The organism is Streptomyces sp. NPDC043176 (assembly GCF_056436715.1).
Map to the genome: position 1 here is coordinate 155,678 of NZ_JBWKCA010000004.1, position 21,163 is coordinate 176,840.

Annotated in this window: 19 protein-coding genes; 17 read left to right on the top strand and 2 right to left on the bottom strand. The window is 74.5% G+C overall.

The genetic code is table 11. The features are described 5' to 3' along the window. Positions 1–32: 32 nt before the first annotated feature. The 11 genes from AC067A_RS07965 to AC067A_RS08015 all read left to right on the top strand — a co-directional run bounded on the left by AC067A_RS07965 (position 33) and on the right by AC067A_RS08015 (position 11,716). Entirely contained in the window at positions 33–476 is a 444-nt protein-coding gene (locus AC067A_RS07965) for a phage tail protein (protein ID WP_017242133.1), read from the top strand. Next, positions 476–895, top strand: coding sequence for a hypothetical protein (locus AC067A_RS07970; protein ID WP_478616056.1), 420 nt, complete (start codon positions 476–478; stop codon positions 893–895). Before AC067A_RS07965 ends, AC067A_RS07970 begins: the two co-directional genes overlap by 1 nt. Next, a complete protein-coding gene (locus tag AC067A_RS07975; protein WP_017242135.1) occupies positions 892–1,044 on the top strand; it encodes a DUF6760 family protein in 153 nt (50 codons plus the stop codon). Before AC067A_RS07970 ends, AC067A_RS07975 begins: the two co-directional genes overlap by 4 nt. A 2,457-nt stretch (positions 1,045–3,501) precedes the next feature. Beyond that, positions 3,502–4,182: a hypothetical protein gene (locus AC067A_RS07980; RefSeq protein ID WP_478616059.1), complete on the top strand. Its 681-nt coding sequence runs from the start codon at positions 3,502–3,504 to the stop codon at positions 4,180–4,182. A 67-nt stretch (positions 4,183–4,249) separates the two neighbouring features. Then, on the top strand, positions 4,250–4,687 hold the full coding sequence (locus AC067A_RS07985) for a phage tail protein (protein WP_367826902.1): 438 nt from the start codon (positions 4,250–4,252) through the stop codon (positions 4,685–4,687). A gap of 1 nt (position 4,688) precedes the next feature. Then, entirely contained in the window at positions 4,689–5,429 is a 741-nt protein-coding gene (locus AC067A_RS07990; RefSeq protein ID WP_478616062.1) for a CIS tube protein, read from the top strand. Beyond that, the gene (locus AC067A_RS07995; protein ID WP_478616065.1) at positions 5,426–7,240 is read left to right on the top strand and encodes a VgrG-related protein; all 1,815 of its coding nucleotides are present in this window, start codon (positions 5,426–5,428) and stop codon (positions 7,238–7,240) included. The genes AC067A_RS07990 and AC067A_RS07995 overlap by 4 nt, the downstream gene beginning before the upstream one ends. A 27-nt stretch (positions 7,241–7,267) precedes the next feature. Beyond that, the gene (locus tag AC067A_RS08000; protein WP_017242139.1) at positions 7,268–7,666 is read left to right on the top strand and encodes a GPW/gp25 family protein; all 399 of its coding nucleotides are present in this window, start codon (positions 7,268–7,270) and stop codon (positions 7,664–7,666) included. Positions 7,667–7,677: 11 nt separating this feature from the next. After that, positions 7,678–9,663, top strand: a complete 1,986-nt coding sequence (locus AC067A_RS08005) for a putative baseplate assembly protein (protein ID WP_478616068.1) — start codon at positions 7,678–7,680, stop codon at positions 9,661–9,663. Continuing rightward, entirely contained in the window at positions 9,660–10,229 is a 570-nt protein-coding gene (locus AC067A_RS08010) for a phage tail protein (protein ID WP_478616071.1), read from the top strand. Before AC067A_RS08005 ends, AC067A_RS08010 begins: the two co-directional genes overlap by 4 nt. A gap of 5 nt (positions 10,230–10,234) precedes the next feature. Further along, complete coding sequence (locus AC067A_RS08015; RefSeq protein ID WP_478616074.1) at positions 10,235–11,716, top strand: NADase-type glycan-binding domain-containing protein; 1,482 nt, start codon at positions 10,235–10,237, stop codon at positions 11,714–11,716. A 30-nt stretch (positions 11,717–11,746) separates the two neighbouring features. Here the strand turns inward: AC067A_RS08015 and AC067A_RS08020 are convergent, their stop codons facing one another. Together AC067A_RS08020 and AC067A_RS08025 are read right to left on the bottom strand one after the other, a co-directional pair. Then, positions 11,747–12,511, bottom strand: a complete 765-nt coding sequence (locus AC067A_RS08020) for a GntR family transcriptional regulator (protein WP_478616076.1) — start codon at positions 12,509–12,511, stop codon at positions 11,747–11,749. A gap of 35 nt (positions 12,512–12,546) precedes the next feature. Then, positions 12,547–13,314, bottom strand: a complete 768-nt coding sequence (locus AC067A_RS08025) for a GntR family transcriptional regulator (protein ID WP_478616079.1) — start codon at positions 13,312–13,314, stop codon at positions 12,547–12,549. Between the two features lie 173 nt (positions 13,315–13,487). Between AC067A_RS08025 and AC067A_RS08030 the strand changes: the two genes are divergently transcribed. The 6 genes from AC067A_RS08030 to AC067A_RS08055 all read left to right on the top strand — a co-directional run bounded on the left by AC067A_RS08030 (position 13,488) and on the right by AC067A_RS08055 (position 21,027). Continuing rightward, positions 13,488–14,759 carry an extracellular solute-binding protein gene (locus AC067A_RS08030; protein ID WP_478616082.1) on the top strand — a complete coding sequence of 424 codons (1,272 nt, stop codon included), beginning with the start codon at positions 13,488–13,490 and terminating at the stop codon, positions 14,757–14,759. Further along, positions 14,756–15,655, top strand: a complete 900-nt coding sequence (locus tag AC067A_RS08035) for a carbohydrate ABC transporter permease (protein WP_478616085.1) — start codon at positions 14,756–14,758, stop codon at positions 15,653–15,655. The genes AC067A_RS08030 and AC067A_RS08035 overlap by 4 nt, the downstream gene beginning before the upstream one ends. Then, positions 15,652–16,485, top strand: a complete 834-nt coding sequence (locus AC067A_RS08040; protein WP_478616088.1) for a carbohydrate ABC transporter permease — start codon at positions 15,652–15,654, stop codon at positions 16,483–16,485. The genes AC067A_RS08035 and AC067A_RS08040 overlap by 4 nt, the downstream gene beginning before the upstream one ends. Positions 16,486–16,494: 9 nt before the next feature. Continuing rightward, positions 16,495–18,015, top strand: a complete 1,521-nt coding sequence (locus AC067A_RS08045) for a beta-N-acetylhexosaminidase (protein WP_478616091.1) — start codon at positions 16,495–16,497, stop codon at positions 18,013–18,015. Then, positions 18,012–19,442, top strand: a complete 1,431-nt coding sequence (locus AC067A_RS08050; protein ID WP_478616094.1) for a cellulose binding domain-containing protein — start codon at positions 18,012–18,014, stop codon at positions 19,440–19,442. Before AC067A_RS08045 ends, AC067A_RS08050 begins: the two co-directional genes overlap by 4 nt. Before the next feature lie 121 nt (positions 19,443–19,563). Next, entirely contained in the window at positions 19,564–21,027 is a 1,464-nt protein-coding gene (locus AC067A_RS08055) for a hypothetical protein (RefSeq protein WP_478616096.1), read from the top strand. The last annotated feature ends 136 nt before the right edge of the window (positions 21,028–21,163 follow it).

Below are 21,163 nucleotides of genomic sequence, written 5' to 3' on the forward strand. Positions count from 1 at the left end.
CCGAACCCCTCTCATGAACAGGAGTGACCCGCATGTCCCTCGACACCGGTGACGCCCTCACTACCCACAACTTCGGCCTCCAGATCGACGGCGTCATGGTCGAGACCCTGCAGGAGATCAGCGGCCTCTCGATGGAGCAGGACGTCATCGAGTTCCAGCAGGTCTCGGCGGACGGCAAGCCGATCATCAAGAAGCTCCCCGGCGTGAAGAAGGCCGGCGAGTGCACGGTGACCCGCGGCGCCACGCAGTCCGCCGCGTTCACCGAGTGGATCTCGTCCTCCATCGCCGGCGACATGGGCTCGGCCCGCAAGGACGCGTCCATCATCTTCCTGGACTACCAGCTCAGCGAGGTCAAGCGGTACAACCTGCGCAACGCCTGGTGCACCAAGGTCGAGCTGAGCGCGACGAAGGCCGGCGACGCCGCCGCTCTGACCGAGCAGGTCACCATCACCTTCGAAGAGCTGACGCTCGGCTGATGCGACGCGAGGGATCGGCGGGAACGCGGCACGACCGCCCACAGGAGCCGCTGCGCACGGAGTTCGAGTTCGAGCTGCCGCGGGGCTTCGTCGACGAGGCGGGCACCGTGCACCGCACCGGGGCGATGCGGCTGGCCACGGCCAGGGACGAGCTGCTCCCGCTCCGGGACATCCGGGTCCGCGAGAACCCGGCGTACCTGTCCGTGGTGCTCCTGGGCCGGGTGATCACCCGGCTCGGGACGCTCCCGTCGGTCCACGACGGGACGGTGGAGAACATGTTCGCCTCCGACCTGGCGTTCCTCCAGGACTTCTACCGGCAGATCAACGCGGAGGGCCACACGCGGGCCGCCGTCGCCTGCCCGCACTGCGAGCAGTCCTTCGAGGTCGAGCTGGCCGGGAGCCGCCTGGGGGAATCGTGACGTACGCGGTCGACCGGATCGAGGAGGAGACCGCGTACCTCGCCTTCCACTTCCACTGGGGCATGGACGACATCCTCGATCTGGAACACGCGGACCGGCGGAGGTACGTGGCGCAGGTGGCGTCGCTGGTGGAGCGGTCGCAGGCATAAGGGCAGTACGGGGAAGGGAGGTCGGAGAAGATGGGCATGTTCGAGAGGTTGCGGGGTCGCAGGGAGCGGGGCGCGGAGGCCGGCGCCCCCGTGGAGAGCGCGGCCCCCGCGGCGGCTCCCGGGGACGCGTGGTCGGCGCTGCCCCCCGTGCAGCGCGTGCTCGACGCTCCCCGCACCATCGCGGAGCACGGCTTCTCCACCTCCCTCGCCACCCACTGGAACCCGTCCTTCCAGAGCGACCTCGGCCATGGCGCGCTGCCGGACGCGCCCGCCGGCGTACTGCTCGACGCGGTGCGCCCCGTACAACGGGCCGGTTCGGGCTCCTCCGGCGCCGAACTGCCGGCGCTCCGGCTGCCGGTGGCCAAGAGCGCGGGGCCCGCCGGCGGCGCGGCCGCCGACTCGGTTCCGCTTCCCGGCGCCGCCGCCCCCGCCGCCGTGCGGCGCGCGAGCGCCGCTGGTCCCGTACGGGCCGACAGCGGGCCCGGCGCGTCCGGCTCCGCGCCTCGGCCGGTGCAGCGCGCGGCCGGGGTACGGCCCTCCGGGGCGGCGGCCGAGGCCGGCGGCAGCCGCGACGCGGCGGCGCCGGCGGCGGGAGCCGTGTCCCCGGGCCCCGTGCGGCCCGCGCCCGCACGCCGTTCTCCGCTCGTCACCGCGCGGCCGGTCGAGCCGTCGCGCCGCCTGGCGCCGGCCGGTGCCGCACGGCCCGCCTCCCCGTCCGCCCCCGATGCGGGGACGGTCCAGCGCTCGGCCACCGCGACGGGTACGTCCGACGCCGCCGCGACCGGGGCGGTGCCCACCGGTTCGCCCGACACCGCCGTACCGGAGCCCTCCGGCTCCGTGCGGCCCCAGAACGTCCCGGGCCCTGGTTCCCCCGCCGGGCCCGGGACTCCCACCGGCACGCTCGACGCGCCGGTGCAGCGCCGTCCTCCCGTACGCCGGTCCCGGCGCGCCCCGGGCGCCGACTGGACGGCGACCGCGTCCACTCCTCCGACGGCTCCCGCGCCGGCCGCCGCCCCCGCCTCTCCCCCTGGGGAACAGGCGAGTCCGGCGCCCGCCGGACCGCCGCGGCAGGCGACGACTCCGCCCGGTTCCGCACTCCCGTCCGCCCCGACGACGTCCCCGAACGCCCGGGCGACCCGGGCGAACCCGCCGGCCAGGCCCGGCCTCGGCGCCCCGGTGCAGCGCGCCGCCGCCGACGGCACCGCCGCCGGTCGGGCACCTGCGGCTCGGACGAACCCGGCACCGCGACGCTCCCCGATCGGTGCGCCGATCGCGCGGTCGGCCACGGACGCCTCCGTTCCCGCGCGCCCCGCGACCCCGCAGGCGCGAACGGCCGTGCCCGTCGACGGCGGTGGCGCGGAGCCCGCGTCCGTCCGGCGCGCGGCGAAGTCGACCGCGGAAGCCTCACCCGGAACACCCGCCGCACGCGCCTCGGGCCACACCGCGTCCCCGCCGCACGCTCCTCAGGCGCCCCTCTCGACCCGTTCGGCGGAGCACGGCGCTCCGGCAGCCGCGACGCGACCGACGGCCGCGCCGGCCGGGCAGCGCTCCGCCGGCCCCGACGCACCGGCCGTGCAGCGCGCGGCCGCTTCGGCTCCGCTCACTCCGGGGGGCGAGCCCGGCCCCGCGGCCGCGACCCGGAATACGACACCGACACCGACGCCCCGGGATCCCGCCCCTGCCGTGCTTCCCGTCGCGCGCGCGGCCCGGCCCGGCACCCCGGCGGCCCCGCGAACTCCGGCGGCGGAGGCACCGGCCGTCCAGCGTGCCGCCTCCGCGTCTCCGGTCGTCCCCTCGCCGCAGCCCGGTGCGGCGGCGACCCCGACGGGGACCCCGGCTGCTCGAGACTCCGCCGTGCAGCGCGCCGTAGCCGGCCGTCCGGACACGCCGTCGGTGCCCCAGGACACCGCACGCGCCACCCGGACGCCGGCGCCCCAGACCCCGAGGGCGCTTCCCGTGGCGCCCTCGGCCAAGCCCGGCGGTGCCGTCGCGCCCACGACGCCGGCCTCGTGGCCCGCGACCCCCACCGCGCCTCCGGCTCCGCCTGCCGGCCCCACCGCCTCGACGGTCCCGACGACCGCGCCCTCCCAGGCGCCCGCCGTCCAACGGGCGGCGGCACCCACCGCGAGCGGACCGGTCGCCTCGCCGACCGCTGCCGCCCGGCCGACCGGCACGACCCCGGTCTCGGCCGGCCCGTCGGCGCCGTCGCGTTCCGCCGTCCCGCGTGCGAAGGCATCGGTCGCGCCCGGGGCCGCCGTGGCGTCTCCGTCCGGCGCGGCCCCCGTCGAGACCCTGCCCGTCGTGCAGCGCGGTTCGGCCGGGCCGGCGCCTCGGGGGGCTGCCGACCCGCTCGGCTCCGCCCCGTCGCCCGGCTCCCCCGCCCTGCCCACGACTCCGACGGGTCCGACGGGTCCGACGAGCACCCGGCCCTCGACGACGCCCGCCGCGAGCACCCCCGTGAGGTCTTCCGCGCCGGCGCCGGCGGCCGTCGGGGCACCCACGCCCCTCGTCACCGTCATCGACGTTCCGCGGGCCGCCACTCCGCTCGTACAGCGCCGTGCCTCGCTGCCGCTCGCCACCACCCGTCCGCTCGCGCCGAGCCTGCCGGACACGGTGAGCGCCGCCGTGGCCCCCCGTACCGCGAGCGCCTCCGCCGCGCCCCTCGTCCGTCCCGCGTCCGCTCCGGCCGTGCAGCGGAGCACCGCCGCACCCGCGTCCGCGCGGACCGCCGCCGAGGCGCGTCCCGTCGTCCCGATCGCCGCGCCCTCCGCCGTACGACCCGTGGCCCGTCCGGTCGTCGTGCAGCGGCCGAGCGCTCCGGAAGCCGCCCCGGCGCCCGTGACGGCCCCGGCCTCCGGCACCGCCGTGCCCGTGGTGACGCCCGCTCCCCTGCAACGGACCTCGGCTGCGCCGGTGCCGGCCGCGAGGCCGCCGCGAACGGCCGCGGTGACGCGCACCGCGACGGGTGCGGCGCCCGTGCAGCGCGCCGCCGCCGGGGCGAGCGCCCCCGAGGCGGAGTCGCCCACGCAGCTCGACGAGTTGGCCCGTCGCCTCGTCACCCCGCTGTCGCGCCTGCTGCGCGCGGAGCTCCGGGCGGACCGCGAGCGGGTGGGGCGCCTGAGAGACCACGGCCACTGAGTGCGACCCGCCCCGGACCGCACGGGGCCGCAACCGACCGACACCGACTACCCGAGAGACCCGCATCATGCCCACGCAGCTGGACCCCGCATCCACCGTCTTCTTCAAGCTGACGATCGACGGCCAGGACCTCGGCCTGTTCAACGGCTGCGACGGGCTGTCCTCCGAGGTGGAGGTGGAGCAGCGTCAGGAGGGCGGGAACAACGGCTTCGTCTGGCAGCTGCCGACGCGGGTCACGTTCTCCACGATCCGCCTGACACGGCCCCTGACGCCCGACACCGCGAAGGTCGCCGCGTGGATCTCGTCGCTCGCGACGGGGATCACGAGGCCCACCGCGCAGATCGCGGCGCTGCGCGCCGACGGGTCGGTGGTGGCGCAGTGGGGGCTGGTGGAGGTGCTGCCCGTGCGGTGGACCGGGCCGACGCTCGATCCGGCGAGTCCGGCGGTGGCGACGGAGTCGCTGGAGATCGCGCACCACGGGTTCACCGACGCGGGAGGCGCGTGAGATGGCTTCGCTCATGGGCGCGTTGGCGGCCCGCGGTCTGTCGCGCGCGTCGCTCGCCATCCATCAGCCGCCGACGGATCTGGGCGGCTCGAAGGGCGGCCGGATCGGGGAGGTGAAGTTCCAGTTCAACCCGGACCAGTTGCACCTCAGCCGGTCCGCGAACTGGCACACCGAGCCGGCCGTGGCGTACACCCGGGGCGCTCCGCCGAAGTTCACCGGCAGCGAGCCCGCCCAGCTGCAGCTGGAGGTGTTCCTCGACCGCTCCGACGACCCGTCGTCCAACGACGTGCAGCAGCAGGTCGAGCTGCTGCTGTCGTGCTGCGAGGTGACCCAGCAGAGCATCGGCGCGAAGGCGCCGTCGCCGCCGTGGGTGGAGTTCTCCTGGGGTTCGTTCTCGACCGTGCAGTTCGTCGCGTACGTGACGTCCGTGTCGGCGACGTACACCCTCTTCAGCCCCAGCGGCATTCCGATCCGTGCCACGTGCTCGCTGTCGCTGACCGAGGTCGCCACCGCGACCAAGAAGCAGAACCCGACCTCCGGCGCGCTGTCGGCCCGCCGGGCGCACCGCACGGTCGCCGGCGACTCCCTCGCCTCCCTCGCGTGGCGGGAGTACGGCGACGCGACCCGCTGGCGGGTGATCGCCGAGGCGAACGGCATCGACGATCCGATGCGGCTCCGTCCCGGCACGGAACTGCTGCTCCCGTCCACCACCGATACGCCGGAGACCCGGGGCGCCTCATGAGCGAGAAGACCTTCACCACCGTCCTCCACGTGCAGCTCGACGGCACGCCTCTCCCGGACCCCCTGGCGGTCCGGCTCACCGAGGGGTGGGTGGACGCCAGTGTCAACGTCCCGTCCGCCTTCCAGCTGACGTTCAGCGACAAGGACGGCACCCTCACCGAGAAGTTCCCGTACCTGAAGGTCGGCGCGATGGCGGTGCTGTCCCCGTTCACCGACGGCCGGCTGGGCGAGCCCATGCTCACCGGCGAGGTCACGGCCGTCGAGGTGGACGCGACGCCCGGTCACGGCCGGTACCTGATCCTGCGCGGCTACGACCCCGGCCACCGCCTGCTGCGCAACCGGCGCGTCGAGGGCTACCCCAACATGACGGCGTCCGACATCGTGCGGAAGCTGGCCGGTCTGAACCGGATCCCGCTCGGCAAGGTCGACGCGACGCCGACCGTGTACGAGCTGGCGACCCAGCCCAACATCACCGACTGGGACTTCCTGTCCCGGCTCGCGCGGGAGAACGACGTCCGGCTCTCCCTGGACGGGGCGGGCCGGCTGGTCTTCGCGGCGCTGCCCCCGGCCTCGTCCGCGCCCGCCGACACGACGCCCGCGGCGCAGAGCCCGTACGTCCTGGACTTCGGGTCCAACACCCTGCACAGCCGGGTGTCCGTCACCGCGGCCGGGCAGGTCTCGAAGATCGACGTGCGGGGCTGGGACCCGCGGACGAAGCAGGCGCTGTCCGCGCCCACGCCCGCCGTCGCGAGCCGGGACATCGTCTCCGACATCACTCCGGCGCAGCTCTCGGCCCCGTTCGGTCCGGCCGAACTGGCGGCGACGGGAACGCCGTTCACCACCCAGTCGGAGGTGACGCAGGCGGCGGCCTCGCTCGCCGACGACGTCACGGGATCGTTCGCGGAGGTGGAGGTCGCCGTCACCGGCAATCCGGCGCTGAAGCCGGGCCAGCCGGTCGCCGTGAAGGGCGCGGGCTTCCCGTTCGAAGGGCGCTACACGGCGACCGGGGTGCGTCACGTCTTCGCGTCGGGACGGCAGTTCACCAGTTGGCTGACGGTGTCGGGCCGTCAGTTCCGTTCGCTGTACGGGACGGCGTCGGGCGGCGGTGAACCGGCGCCGCCGATGCCGGGTGTCGCGGTCGCGCTCGTCACCAACACGAAGGACCCGCTCTCGCTCGGCCGGGTCAGGCTGCGTTTCCCCTGGCTGTCGGCGACGTACGAGAGCGGGTGGTGCCGGGTCGCGCAGTTCGGCGGGCGCGGGGGCGGCGGTCTCGTCCTCCCCGAAGTGGACGACGAGGTGCTGTGCGCCTTCGACCGGGGCTCGCTCGAGCACCCGTACGTGCTCGCGGGGCTCTACAACGGCGTCGACCGGCACACCCCGGCCACCGACCGGGTGCCGCCGGTCGATCCGACGAGTGGGCGCGTGCAGTGGCGTGCGCTGACGTCCCGCACCGGGCACACGGTGGAGCTGCGCGAGGAGGGCGGCCGGACGCGCGCGTCGCACGGCATCCGGCTGCGGACCGCGCAGGGGGCGCTGAGCATCGAGCTGAACGAGGCCCGGACCACCCTGACGGTGCAGAGCGACGGCACGGTCACCATCTCGGGCGCGCGGGGGGTGACGGTGGAGTCGGAGATGGACCTGACGCTGTCCGCCGCGGGGAAGATCCGGATGAACGCGGGGCTCGGCGTGGACATCAAGGCGGGGACGAAGTTCAAGGTGACGGCGCTGACCCAGGCCGTCGTCAACGCGCCGTCGTTCGTCACGGCGACCATCCCGATGCCCAACCCCGTCGTGGCGAACCTGCCGTTCTGAGACGTCTGCCCTGAGGAGGACCTTCCGTTGAGTGAGCACTTCGTCGGCGCGGGCTGGGCTTTTCCCCTGCGCACCGGGCCCGGCGGGGCCATCGCCCTCGTGCGGCGCGACCGCGAGATCGAGGAGTCGATGCGGCTGGTCCTCGCCACGGCGCCGGGAGAGCGGCCGATGAGGCCCGAGTTCGGTTGTGCCGTGCACGAGTTGGTGTTCGCTCCGGTCAACGACTCGACGATGGGGCGGGTGCGGCACGAGGTGATGGCCTCGCTCGACCGCTGGGAGCCGCGCATCGAGGTGGAGGACGTCACGGTCGCCCCGGCGCCCATGGAGCCGACCACGCTCTACATCGACGTCCGTTACCGGGTGCGCGGTGCCAACAACCCGCGCAACCTCGTCTTCCCCTTCTACGTCATCCCCTCCGAGGACTGAAAGAGCCACCCATGGCCCTGCCCGCACCCCATCTCGACGACCGCCGCTTCCAGCAGTTCGTCGACGACGCCAAGCGCTACATCCAGCAGGCGTGCCCCGAGTGGAGCGACCACAACGTCTCGGACCCGGGCGTCACCCTCGTCGAGGCCGTCGCGCACATGGCGGACCAGCTCGTCTACCGCCTCAACCGGGTCCCCGAGAAGAACCACCTGGCCTTTCTCGACCTGCTGGGCGTGACGCTGTTCCCGCCCGCCGCGGCCCGCGCGGACATCACGTTCCGGCTCTCCGCGCCGCAGCCCGAGCCCGTGGTGCTGCCCACGGGCACGGAGGTCTCCACGGGGCGGACGGAGACGGAGGAGGCGGTCGTCTTCGCGACCACCGCCGACCTGACCGTGGTGCCCTGCGAGTTGACCCGTCTGCTGCGCCAGGAGGCCGGGGGCGCGCCGGAGGACCGCTCGCAGGACGTGCTGGCCGGTGAGGACGTCTCCGTCTTCTCCCCGCTGCCGCAGGTCGGCGACGTGCTGCTCCTCGGCCTGTCGGCGGCGGTGCCGGACTGCGTGCTGGTCCTGGACCTGGACAGTCGCGTGGACGGTGTCGGCGTGGACCCGCGCCGGCCTCCGCTGGTGTGGGAGGCCTGGACGGCGGCCGAGGGATGGGTCGGGTGCGAGGTCGACGAGGACACGACCGGCGGGCTGAACCGCCCGGGCGAGGTGGTCCTGCACATGCCGTCGGGGCACATCGCCTCGCGGCTCGGCGGGCACGAGGCCGGCTGGGTGCGCTGCCGGGTCGTGGCGCCGGCCGAGGGGCTGCCGTCGTACAGCGAGTCGCCGACCGTGCGGGCGGCCACCGCCTTCACCATCGGCGGTACGGTGCGGGCGGCGCACGCGGAGGCGGTGCGCAACGAGCAGCTGGGCGAGTCGGAGGGCGTCCCGGGCCAGCGGGTACGCCTCGCGCACGCCCCGGTCGTGGACCGGCCGCCGCTGCTGCTCCAGGTCGCCGAGCGGGCGGACGGCGCGGACGAGGACGACCCGGAGACCGGCTGGCAGGAGTGGACGGTCGTCCGCGACTTCGCGTCCTCGCGCCCCGGCGACCGGCACTACACCCTGGACGCGACGACCGGCGAGATCGCCTTCGGCCCGTCGGTACGCCAACCGGACGGCACCTTGAGGCAGTTCGGGGCCGTGCCGCCCAAGGGGGCGGCGATCCGCGCGCTCCGGTACGGCACCGGAGGCGGCCGGGCGGGCAACGTGGCCCGCTCCACGATCTCGGTGCTGCGCAGCTCCATCCCGTACATCGCGCGGGTGGAGAACCGGGAGGCGGCGCGGGGCGGCGTCGACGGGGAGACCGTCGAGGAGGCCAAGGCGCGGGCACCCATCACCCTGCGGGCGCAGGAGCGGGCCGTCACCGCCCGCGACTACGAGGAGCTGGCGCGGCGGGCCGCGCCCGAGGCCGCGCGGATCTCCTGCCTCGCGGCGGACGCGGCCGAGGCCGGTGAGAACGCGGTGCGCGTCCTGGTGGTGCCGCAGGCGGTGCCGGACCGGGGCGGACGGCTCCGCTTCGAGCAGCTCGTGCCGGGCGAGGAGCTGCTGTCACGGGTGACGGGCTTCCTCGACGAGCGGCGTCCGCTGGGCACCCGGCTGGCCGTCGGGCCGCCGTTCTACCAGGGCGTGACGGTGGTGGCGACGCTGCACTCCTTCCGGGCTGCGGAGGCGGAGCGGGTCCGCGCGGAGGCGCTGGACGCCCTGTACGCGTACCTGGACCCGCTGACCGGCGGGGCGCACGGCGAGGGGTGGCCGTTCGGGCGCCCGCTGCGCGCCGGCGAGGTGTTCGCGGCGCTCCAGCGGGTCCCGGGCGTGGAGCTGGTGGACGAGGTCCTGCTGCATCCGGCGGATCCGCTGACCGGCAGGCGGGGTGACACGACCGACCGGATCGAGCTCGCGCCCTCCGCGCTGCTCTTCCCGTTCGACCACCGCGTCCGCGTGATCGAGGCGCGGTGACCGGGTCCGCCCGGGGCACGGTGCCCGGGCTCGCGACCCCGTACCCGCTGGGGGCCGCGCTGCCCGCCGTCTACGCGGAGGACGACTTCGGCCAGCGGTTCGTGACCGGGCTCGACGTCGTCCTCGCTCCGCTCTTCAACGTCCTGGACTCGCTGGAGGCGTACTTCTCGCCCGCGCTGGCCCCGGCCGACTTCGTGGACTACCTCGCGACCTGGGTCGGCGCGGAGGTCGACGGCACCGAGCCGCTGCCGCTGCGCCGGCACGCCGTCGCCACGGCCGTCGCGCTCCACCGGGTCCGCGGCACCCGGCAGGGGCTGGCCGCGGCCGTCCGGCTGGCGTTCGGCGTCCCGGCGGAGATCACCGAGAGCGGCGGCGCGAGCTGGTCCGCCGCTCCCCTGGGGCCGTTCCCCGGTGCCCCCGCGGCCGGGCTGCACGTCGTCCTCCGGGTCACCGACCCGGCGTCCGTCGACCCGCACCGGCTGCGCGCGGTCGTGGCCGCCGCCCGCCCCGCCCACCTGCCGTTCACGGTCTCGGTGACCGCTTCCCGTACCTCCGAAGGAGCTTGACCCCCATGAGTGACGCGCCCCTGACCCGTCCCTGCCCGGACTGCGCGAGCCCGGTGCGGACGACGGACCAGTCGTTCTGCGACAGTTGCGGAGCGTTCCTGCGCTGGGACACTCCGGCCGCGGCACCGGCCACCGCCGACACGCCCGCCGCGGGCCGGCCGTCCCCGGCGGTCCCGTCCGACGCCGGCGACGGCCGGGCCGGCTCCGCGTCCGGCACGGCTCCGCGGGACGGCGCGGGTCGGCCGGAGGGGGGCACCACCGCCCCGGCCGCCCCCGCCCCGGTGGGCGACACGCCGGAGGGGGCGCGAGCCGACGGTGTGCGTACGGCTCCGGAGGCGAGCGCCGTAGGCACGGTGTCCTCGGGCACGGACGCGGCGGGCGCCGCGAGCACCGGCCCCCGGGTCGGTCCGCCCGTCGGAGCCGAGGAGGTCACGGCTCCGCTGCCGGCCGTCGCGGTGTCGCCGGAGGTCCAGGCACCGGCGGAGGCCGGGGAACAGGCGCAGGCGCAGGCACAGCCCGGGACGCGGACACAGGCTGTCGCACCGGCATCCGCCGCATCCGCATCCGCACCGGCGTCCTCGCCCGCCCCCGCTCCCGCGTCCTCGCCCGCTCCCGTACCGGAGGCCCGGTCCGCGGCGGACAGGCCGTCGGACACGGCCGTCCGCGCGCTTCTGGTCCCCGTCCCCGGGAACCGGCCCGCTGAGCCGTCCGTCGCCGCGCCGGTGCTGCCCGCACGTCCGGAGGCGGCGCGACCGGCGGTCCGGGCCGCCGAGGCGGCCGTGCCCGTGCAGGGCGGAACCCCGTGCCCGGCGTGCTCGCTCGCCAACACGCCGGGACGCCACTTCTGCCGTTTCTGCGCGACCCCCATGGTTCCCGAGCGGCTGTCCGACGCCGAGGGCCCCTACGCGGGCCGGCGGCCCGGGCTCGCCCGGGACCGGAGCCGGTGGATCGTCCGGGCCCTGGTCGCCATGGCGGTCGTGGCGGTGGTGGTCGGCGGGATCGTCGGCGGCCCGCCGGCCGCCCGCGCGGTACAGGACCACTTCGCCACCCGGGTCCCGGTCCACCCCGTCTCCTGGACGGCCTCGCACTCCGCACCGCAGCGGAACCCGAAGCTGGCCGGGGACGGTTACTCCAACACCTGGTGGGGCACGGGATACGCGGGCGACTCGGCCGGGCAGTACCTGGAGGCCGGGTTCGCCGAGCCGACCGACCTGCTGAGCCTCCTGATCACTCCCGGCAGCTCGAAGAACACCACGCAGGCGGACGGGCAGGCGACCCCGCGGACCTTCGACCTCGTCGTGAAGGACTCCTCGGGCGAGACCCACGTCTCGCACCACCGCATCAACGACGGCGGCACCCAGCGTGTCGACCTCCGGGTGCGCGACGCGCTGTCGGTGCGCCTCGTCCTCGCCACGGCGTGGCGGGCCGACCCCCGCAGGCAGGTGGCCGTCGCGGAACTGGAGTTCTTCGGCAGGTCCGTCTCCTGACGCGCCCCGCGCCTCTCCGGGACTCCGGTGTCACTCCACGGTGCCCCACCACGCCCCGCCCCGGGCGGCGTCCGCCGCCGGGTGGTCGGGGGCGGTGTCGGTCAGGGAGAGCCGGGTGACCACGCGGTAGCGGTCGCCGCGGTAGAGGGAGCGGACGTACTCGACCGGCCGACCGGTCGTGTCGGAGGTCGTCCGGTCGAAGAGCAGCGCGGGTGAGAGGACGGGCACCTCCAGGAGGGCCGCCTCCTCCTCGCTCAGCACGGTCGGCTCGATGGACTGGACGGCGTGGGCGGTCCGGACGCCTCGCCGTTCGCGCAGATGGGCGTAGAAGCCGCCCTCCATGTCGGCGACGGTGAGGCCGGGGACCAGGTCGGCCGGGACGTGGAGCTGTTCCAGGGCGATCGGTGCGCCGTCGACGTACCGGAGGCGGGTGACGTGCACGAGTTCCGCCGCCGGTGAGATGGCGAGCCTGCGGCCGATGCGCGCGCCGGCCCGTACGGTGCGGAGTCCGAGGACCGTGCTCGTCCAGCTGCCGGGGCTGCGGGGAGCGCTCGCCGCGTGGTCCTCGGCGACCAGCTCCTGGGTGATCTTGGCGGGGGCGACGAACATGCCCCGGCCGTGCTCGCGGACCAGCAGGCCGGTGGCGACGAGTTCGTCGACGGCCGCGCGCAGGGTGGGGCGCGAGACGCCCAGCGCGGCGCAGAGGGTCCGCTCGGAGGGGATGGCGTCGCCGGGGCGACGGCCGTCGATCACGGCCAGCAGGTGCTCCCGTACCCGCTCCCGCTTCAGTTCCATCGCGTGCCCTCCCCGGTGCGCCTGCCTCCCGCCGGTCAGTATGCATCGCCCTCGGTCGACGAGGTCACGAGGCCGTCGCGGGTGAAGTCGAGCCGGGAGACGATCCGGTAGCGGTCGCCCCGGTAGACCGAGTGGACGTACTCGACGGGCCGGCCGGCGGTGTCGAGGGTGAGCCGCTCGATGAGCAGGGCGGGCGAGAGGACGGGGACGTCCAGGAGCGCGGCCTCGTCCTCGCTGACGACGGTGGGTTCGATCGACTGGGTGGCCTCCTGGACGTGGACGCGGTGGTGCTCCCGCAGGTGGTCGTAGAGGTCGCCCGCTTCGAGTTCCTCGGGGCTGAGCGCGGCGCCGACGAGGTCGGCGGGGATGTGCAGGTGCTCGATGGCCATGGGGGCGCCGTCGACCAGGCGGAGGCGGGCGACGTAGAGCAGTTCGGCGGCGGGTGACAGGCGGAGCTTGCGCCCGATGCGGGCGCCGGCCCGGACGGTGGCGGATTCCAGGACGGTGCTGGACCAGTCGCCGGAGGCCCGGGGGACGGCGAAGGCCGCGTCGTCCGGGGCGAGTTGCTGGGTGATCTTGGCGGGGGCGACGAACATGCCCCGGCCGTGCTCGCGGACCAGCAGGCCGGTGGCGACGAGTTCGTCGACGGCCGCGCGCAGGGTGGGGCGCGAGACGCCCAGCGCGGCACAGAGGGTCCGCTCGGAGGGGATCGGGTCGCCCGGGCCGAGGCCTTCGATCAGGCCCAGCAGGTGCTCCCGTACCCGCTCCCGCTTCAGCACTCCGCTGGAGGAGCCGTCCTTCATGCCACTCTCCTGACTGGTCAACTGGTAAGTCCGATACTAGCCGGGCGATCTGACCTGTCACCGGGTGAACAGCACATGTTTTCAGGGGGATTGACGACTCCATTGGTCCATGCCACCTTCTGGTCACACACCTGACCACTTGACCAATTGGTCAACCACTTTCGAGGTGCCCCTTGAAGACTCGTCCCCTCGCCGGCCCCTTCGCCGGCCGCCTCGCCCTCGCCGCGGCCGTCGCCCTGGCCGCCACCGCCTGCAGCGGCGGGACCGACCCGGCCGCCTCCGGCGGACCCGGGAAGGTCACCGTCTGGATCATGAAGGACAGCGTCACGGACGCGTTCCTCACCCGCTTCCGCACCGGCTTCGAGGCCGAGCACCCGGACATCGACCTCGACATCCAGATCCAGGAATGGGACGGCATCGGCGAGAAGGTCACGGCCGCCCTCGCCAGCAAGGACGCGCCGGACGTCATCGAGGTCGGCAACACCCAGGTCGCGCAGTACGCGGCGAGCGGCGGCGTACGGGATCTCACGGACAGGACGGGCGAGTTGAACGGAGCCGACTGGCTCCCCGGCCTCGCGGAGCCCGGCAAGGTCGACGGCAGGCAGTACGGCATCCCCTGGTACGCGGCCAACCGTGTCGTCATCTACCACAAGGACCTCTTCGCCCGGGCCGGCGTCACCGCTCCCCCGAAGACACAGGCCGAATGGCTCGCCGTCACCGCGAAGCTCAACCGGGGGGCGACCCAGGGCATCTACCTCCCCGGCCAGAACTGGTACACCCTGTCCGGCTTCGTCTGGGAGGCCGGCGGCGACCTCGCCGTCCAGGACGGCACCGCCTGGAAGGGCGCGCTCGACACCCCGCAGGCCCTGGCCGGCATGGACTTCTACCGGCGGCTGCAGGCCCTGGGGAAGGGCCCCAAGGACTCCGACGAGGCCAAGCCCCCGCAGGCCGAGGTCTTCGCGAAGGGCGACGTCGCCCAGATCGTCGCCGTACCGGGCGGAGCGAAGATCGTCGAGGAGATCAACCCCGCGCTCAAGGGGAAGCTCGGCTTCTTCCCCGTACCCGGCAGAACGGCGGAGAAGCCCGGAGCGGTCTTCACCGGCGGCTCGGACCTCATCGTCCCGGAGGCCTCGACCCACCCCGACGCCGCCTACGAGGTGGTCAAGGCGCTGGCCGGCGAGAAGTGGCAGACGGACATGGCGAAGACCATGAGCTACGTCCCCAACCGCACCTCCCTCGCGCACGTCATCCAGGACGACGAGGGGACGGCCGCCATGGCCTCCGGCGCGGCCCGGGGCCGTGCCACGCCGAACTCCCCGCAGTGGGCCGCCGTCGAGGCCACCAACCCGATCAAGCAGTACATGACCGCCGTGCTCACCGGCACCGACCCGGCGCGCGCCGCGGCGACCGCCTCCGCGAGCATCACCCGGACCCTCGGCTCGTGAGACGACGTCACGGGCCGGACCTCCGGCCCTACCTCCTGATCGCCCCCACCGTCGTCGGCGGTGTCCTCCTCCTCGGATACCCCCTGGTCCGCAACCTGCTGATCTCCTTCCAGGAGTACGGCATGGGCGAACTCATCCGCGGCGGCGCGACGTTCGTCGGATTCCGCAACTACCGGACCGTGCTGACCGACCCCGAGTTCTGGGAGGTGGTCCGGCGCACCTTCTGGTGGACGCTGGTCAACGTCACACTGATCATGGTGATCGGCACGCTGGTCGCGCTGATGATGCAGCGGCTGGGCCGACGGATGCGGATCCTGGTGACGAGCGGGCTCGTCCTCGCCTGGGCGAGCCCGGTCATCGCCACCACGACCGTCTTCCAGTGGCTCTTCGCCTCACGGCTCGGGGTGGTCAACTGGGTGCTCGTCCGGCTGGGGTTCGCATCCTTCGAGGGTTACTCGTGGCTGGCCGACGGGCCCGCCGCCTTCACGGTCCTGGTCCTCCTGGTGGTCTGGCAGTCGGTGCCGTTCGCCGCGATCACCCTCCACTCGGCGCTGCTCACCGTGCCGGCCGAGCTGTACGAGTCGGCCCGCCTCGACGGTGCCGACGGCCGGCGGATCTTCCGGTCGGTCACGCTGCCCCTCCTGCGACCGATCTTCGGGCTCGTGCTGTGCCTGGAGGTCATCTGGGTCTTCCGCTGCTTCGCCCAGATCTGGGCCGTCACCAAGGGCGGGCCCGGCGAGGCCACCACCACCCTGCCCGTCTACGCCTACCGGGTCGCCCAGTCCCTGCACCGCTACGACCTCGGCGCGGCCGTCTCGACCCTCACCGTCCTCCTCCTCGTGGCCGTGCTCATCGCCTACTTCCGCCAGCTGCTCCGACAGGAGGCCGAACGGTGACCCCGCGCGCCCTGCGCCGACTCCCCCTGAACACCGCGGCGGCGCTCGTCTTCGTCCTCGCCGTCTTCCCGGTGTACTGGATGGTCCTCACCGCCTTCCGGCCCACCCGCGACATCCAGTCCGAGACCCCGCGCTTCCTGCCCGGAGCCGTCACCCTGGAACACTTCCGCAACGCCGTGGCGGCGGACGGCTTCTGGACCTTCTGGCGCAACAGCCTGCTCGTCACCGCCGGATGCGTCCTGCTCGCCCTGCTCGTCGCGCTCGCCGCCGCCTTCGCCGTGGCGCGGCTGCGCTGGCGCGGCCGGCGCGGCTTCCTGCTGATGGTGTTCCTCGCCCAGGTGGCGCCCTGGGAGGCGCTGTTGATCCCGATGTACGTCATCGCCCGGGACGCCGACCTGCTCGACCGGCTCGCGACCCTGAGCCTGATCTACTTCATGATCACCCTGCCGTTCACCGTCGTCACCCTCCGCTCCTTCCTGGCGGGCGTCCCGGCGGAGCTCGAGGAGGCCGCGCAGGTCGACGGCTGCACCCGCGCCGGAGCCTTCCGACGGGTCACCCTCCCGCTGCTCGCGCCGGGACTCCTCGCCACCTCGCTGTTCGGGTTCATCACCGCCTGGAACGAGTTCGCCTTCGCCAACATGCTCATCATCAAGAACCAGGACGACCGCACCCTGCCCGTCTGGCTCTCGTCCTTCTCCAACGTCTTCGGCACGGACTGGGGCGCCACCATGGCCGCCTCCACCCTCTTCGCCCTGCCCGTCCTCGTCCTCTTCCTGGTCCTGCAGGGCCGGGTCGCCGCCGGAATGACCGGCGGAGCCGTGAAGGGATAACGCCCCGCGATGCCCCTGCCCCCACTCGTCCCCGAACCCACCCATCTCTCCGTGCTCCCCGGCCGGTTCACCTTCGACGCCGCGACCACGCTCAAGGTCACCCCCGGCGCCGAAGCCGCGGCCGACCTGCTGCGCGGCCTCCTCGCCCCGGCCACCGGCCTGGCGCTGCCCGCACGCCCCGACGGCTCCGTCGTCCTGGCCCTCGACCGCGCCCTGACCGGGCTCGGCGACGAGGGATACGGACTCACCGTCGGCACCGAAGGGGTGCTGCTGCGGGCCGCCCGTTCCCGCGGCCTCCTGGCCGGCGTCCAGACCCTCCGCCAGCTCCTGCCCGTGGAGGCCCTGCGTCCGGAGCCCGTGTCCGGCGTCGCCTGGTCGATCCCCTGCGCGCAGATCACCGACGTCCCCCGCTTCCCCTGGCGCGGTTCCATGCTCGACGTCGCCCGCCGCTTCCGCCCCGTCTCCTACCTCAGGCGGTACGTCGACCTCCTCGCCCTGCACAAGCTCAACGTCCTGCACCTGCACCTCACCGACGACCAGGGCTGGCGGATGCCGGTCGCCGCCCTCCCCCGGCTCACCGAGGTCGGCGGTCTGCCGCACGGCGGGGCGTACACCCGTGCCGAACTCACCGGTCTCGTCGCGTACGCGGCGGAGCGCGGCGTCACCGTCGTGCCCGAGATCGAGATGCCCGGTCACGTCCGCGCCGCCCTCGCCGCCTACCCCGAGATCGGCAACCATCCGGGCCGCACCTACGAGGTCTGGGACCGGTGGGGCGTGTGCGACACCATCCTCGGCGTCCACGACGGGGCCCTCGACTTCTGCCGCACCGTCCTGGACGAGGTGATGGACGTCTTCCCGTCCCCCTACGTCCACATCGGCGGCGAGGAGTGCCCCACCACCGAGTGGCACGCCTCCCCCGACGCCCGTCGCAGGGTCGCCGCCGAGGGGCTGCCGGGGCCCGACGCCCTGCACGGCTGGTTCATGGAACGGGTCGGACGCCACCTCGTGGACGCCGGGCGCCACCCGCTCAGCTGGACCGAGAACGGCGCCGACCTCCCGTCGTACTTCACCGTCATGCCCTGGCGGGACGCCGACCACGGACGGACGGCCGTCCGCCGCGGACACCAGGTCGTCATGGCGCCCCACCGGACGACCTACCTCGACTACCCGCAGTCGGCCGGCGCCGAGGAGCCGCCCGGCCAGGCCGGCGAGGTCGTCGACCTGCGGGCCGTCCACGGCAACGACCCGGCACCCGCCGACTGGAGCGCCGAGGAGGCCGCACGGGTGCTGGGCTCCCAGGCCCAGCTGTGGACCGAGTACGTGCCCACCGCCGCGCACGCCGAATACCTCACCTTCCCCCGGCTCTGCGCGCTCGCCGAGGTCGTCTGGACCGGCCGCCACGACTGGCCCGGCTTCCGCGAGCGCCTGCGCCACCACCGGACCCGGCTCGACGCCCTCGGGGTGCCGCGCCGCCTTTCCCCCACGACCCCGGCCTCCGGCCGGACCCGACCCAAGGAGGAGTCCTCATGAGCGACCCGTCGAGGAACAGGAAGCTGCGGATCCGTGCCGCACTCGCGGTCACCGCGGTGACCGGGCTCGGCGCCACCGCACTCACCGCGCTGCCCGCGGCGGCGGCCGGTGAGGCCGTCACCGTCCAGTACCGGCAGAGTGCCACCGGCAGCGACCAGGTCGAGCCCTGGCTGAAGGTGGTCAACACCGGCACGGCCTCCGTCCCGCTGAGCCAGGTCAAGGTGCGCTACTACTTCAAGGCCGACGCGGGAGCCTCGTACACCTACGCCTGCTCCTGGGCCGTGAAGGGCTGCGCGAACCTCACCGGCACCTTCGGCACCCTCGCCCGGCCCACCGCGACCGCCGACCGCTACCTGGAGGTCGGCTTCACCGCCGGCGCCGGTTCGCTCGCCCCCGGCGCGGACACCGGCGACATGCAGCTGCGCTTCCACCGCTCCGACTGGCAGCCGCTGAACCAGAGCGACGACTACTCGTTCGGACCGGCCCAGACCACGTACGCCTCCTGGTCCAAGGTCACCGCGAGCGTGGCCGGCGTCCCCGTCTGGGGCACCGCGCCCGCCGGCGCGGAGCCGACACCGACGCCGACGCCGACCGACCCGACCACTCCGCCGCCCACCGGAGCCACGCTCTTCGACGACTTCGACTACACCGGACACACCGACCCGGCCGTGGGGGCCCACGGGTGGAGCGTGCGCTCCAACGCGGGCGGCCCCGGCGTGCCGGGCGCCACCTGGGCGCCCGAGAACGTCACCTTCGCGAAGGAAAGCACGAACTCGATCATGAACCTCCGGACCTCCACCGCCGGCACCGGCGAGTCCACCCGGCACACCGAGATCCTCACCCGGGCCACGAAGTTCAGGAACGGCACCTACGCGGCGCGCGTCCGCTTCTCCGACGCGCCGCTCTCCGGCCCCGACGGCGACCGCGTCGTCCAGACCTTCTTCACCATCAACGACCTCAAGGCCCCGATGGCCGACGACTACGCCGAGTACGACTTCGAGTACCTGCCCAACGGCGGCTGGGGCGAGCCCGCGAACATCCTGTACACCACCTCCTGGGAGACCTACCGGCCCGACCCCTGGGAGGCCGTCAACCAGCACTCCGAGTCCCGTACCTCCTACGACGGCTGGCACGACCTGGTCGTCACCATCGACGCCACGGCGATCGTCTACTACGTCGACGGCCGGGAGTTCGGCCGCCACGACGCCCGCTACCTCCCCGAGCGTCCCATGTCCATCAACTTCAACCAGTGGCTGATCGACCTCGCCGGCCAGCCCTCCACCACCCCGCGCTCCTACGACCAGAAGGTGGACTACGTCCTGCACGTCAAGGACCAGGTCCTCACCCCCGCCCAGGTGGCCGCCAAGGTCGCCGCCTACCGCTCCGCCGGCACCGCCTTCGAGGACACCGTCCCCGCCGCGTCGTGACCCCGCGGGCCCGGTCCCTCACCGGACCGGGCCCCAGCGGCACCCCGCGCGGCCGAGGGGTGCCGCGGCGGGGCCGGGCCGGATACGGTGCCTACTCCACACGGGGGCGGAAGCGGGGGCCATGCGCAGCTACACCGGGGTGTTCGTCGGCCATCTCCTCTTCGCCACCCTCTGTCTCTTCCCGGGTCCGCTGGCCCTCGTCGTCGCCTGCGTCGCATGGACCGAGGGCGACGACCGGGCCTGGATCCCGCTCGCCGTCGGGGTGGTCCTCTCGGCCGCCATTCCGTTCACGGCCCACCGGAGCGCCCGGCAGGAGTTCCCCCGCATCACGCGCCGGGACCGTCCGAAGGACACGACCGCCGCCTACGCGGACGACACCTTCGTGCTGTGGGCGCCGCGCTCCGGCCCGGACGTGCCGGAGGCCAGACTCGTGCGGGCGGACGTCCTGGAGGCGTCACTCGTCCGGTACGCACCCGACGACGAGGCGACGTTCACCACCTGCGGGGGCGACTACGCCCCCGCCGAGTTCACCCCGCTGGTCAGGCTCAGACTGCGGGTGCGGGACACCGGCGGGGACGGACGGGACGAAGGCGCCGCGGCGACCGGCGAGTTCGAGATCACGGACGAGTGGCCGGTACCGCCTCTGTGCCTGTCGGCGGTGACCGCCGGCCGCCTCGCCGTACTGGTCGACCCGACGGCACCCGACGCGCCGGCCGCAGCGGACCCCCGTACGAAGACCCGCCGGAGCCCCACCGGGAGGTCCGCCCCGCCCGTCCGCCCGAAGGTCACCCCGCTCTGGCCGCGCAGCGCCCTGCTCGCGGGCACACGGACGTGCCGGGTGGTCGACCTGGAGGGCCGGACGACCGACGTGACGCGCCGCTCCGGCCGCCAGCTGGAGCAGATGCACCTGTCCCGGGCCGCCGGCGGCGTCGAGCTGGACGGCGACACGATCCGGCTCCGGCGCCTCGACCCGGAGACGGCCGCGCGGTACACGGCCCTGGCCGACCGGTTCCGCGCCTTCCCCGAGGAACCCTCCCCGCCGTCCGAGCCGGGAGAGGAGAGCCGGCTCCTCACCGGCGACCTGCCGGGCGGGGACGGCGCGTTCGGGTCCGTCCGCCGTGGCTGGTCGCGCCGCGGCGGCCACCTGGTGCGCGCCCGGTTCCTCCGGATGAGCGGCACCACCACCTTCCAGGTCCACGGCCCGGTCCTGGACACCGTGCTGCGCATCCGTCCGGCGGACGGCTCTCCCCCGTTCGACGCGGCCCGCCGGCTCACCGTGCCGATGAACTACCTCGCCGTCCTCAACCACACCCGGGACGTGGTCCTCCGCGCCGCCCCCGACGGCGGCTCCTTCGTCGTCGACTGGCCCCGCACCCACCTCCTCGCCGGCGTCACCCCCGCCACGGTCATCACCCCCGCCGGCCACGGACTCCCCCTCCCGCCCCGCTCCGACGCCCTGTGGCACCTCATGACCCTCCTCACCTCCCACGCCCACTCCGTCCCCACCCCCGTCCTCGACCTGCGGGAGCCGCGCCACCAAGCGGTGGCGGGCCCCGTCATGGAGCTGCTGCGTTCCCTGCGGTGACCCCCTGCCAGGCGGCGGCCCGCGGCCCGCAGGGCGTCGCCGTCCGGCGACGCTTCGGCTGGTCGCCGGACGGCCGCGGGGACTCGGCCGACCTGACCGGCCCGGAGGACGAGCGCCCCGGCGTGAGGGCGCCGGT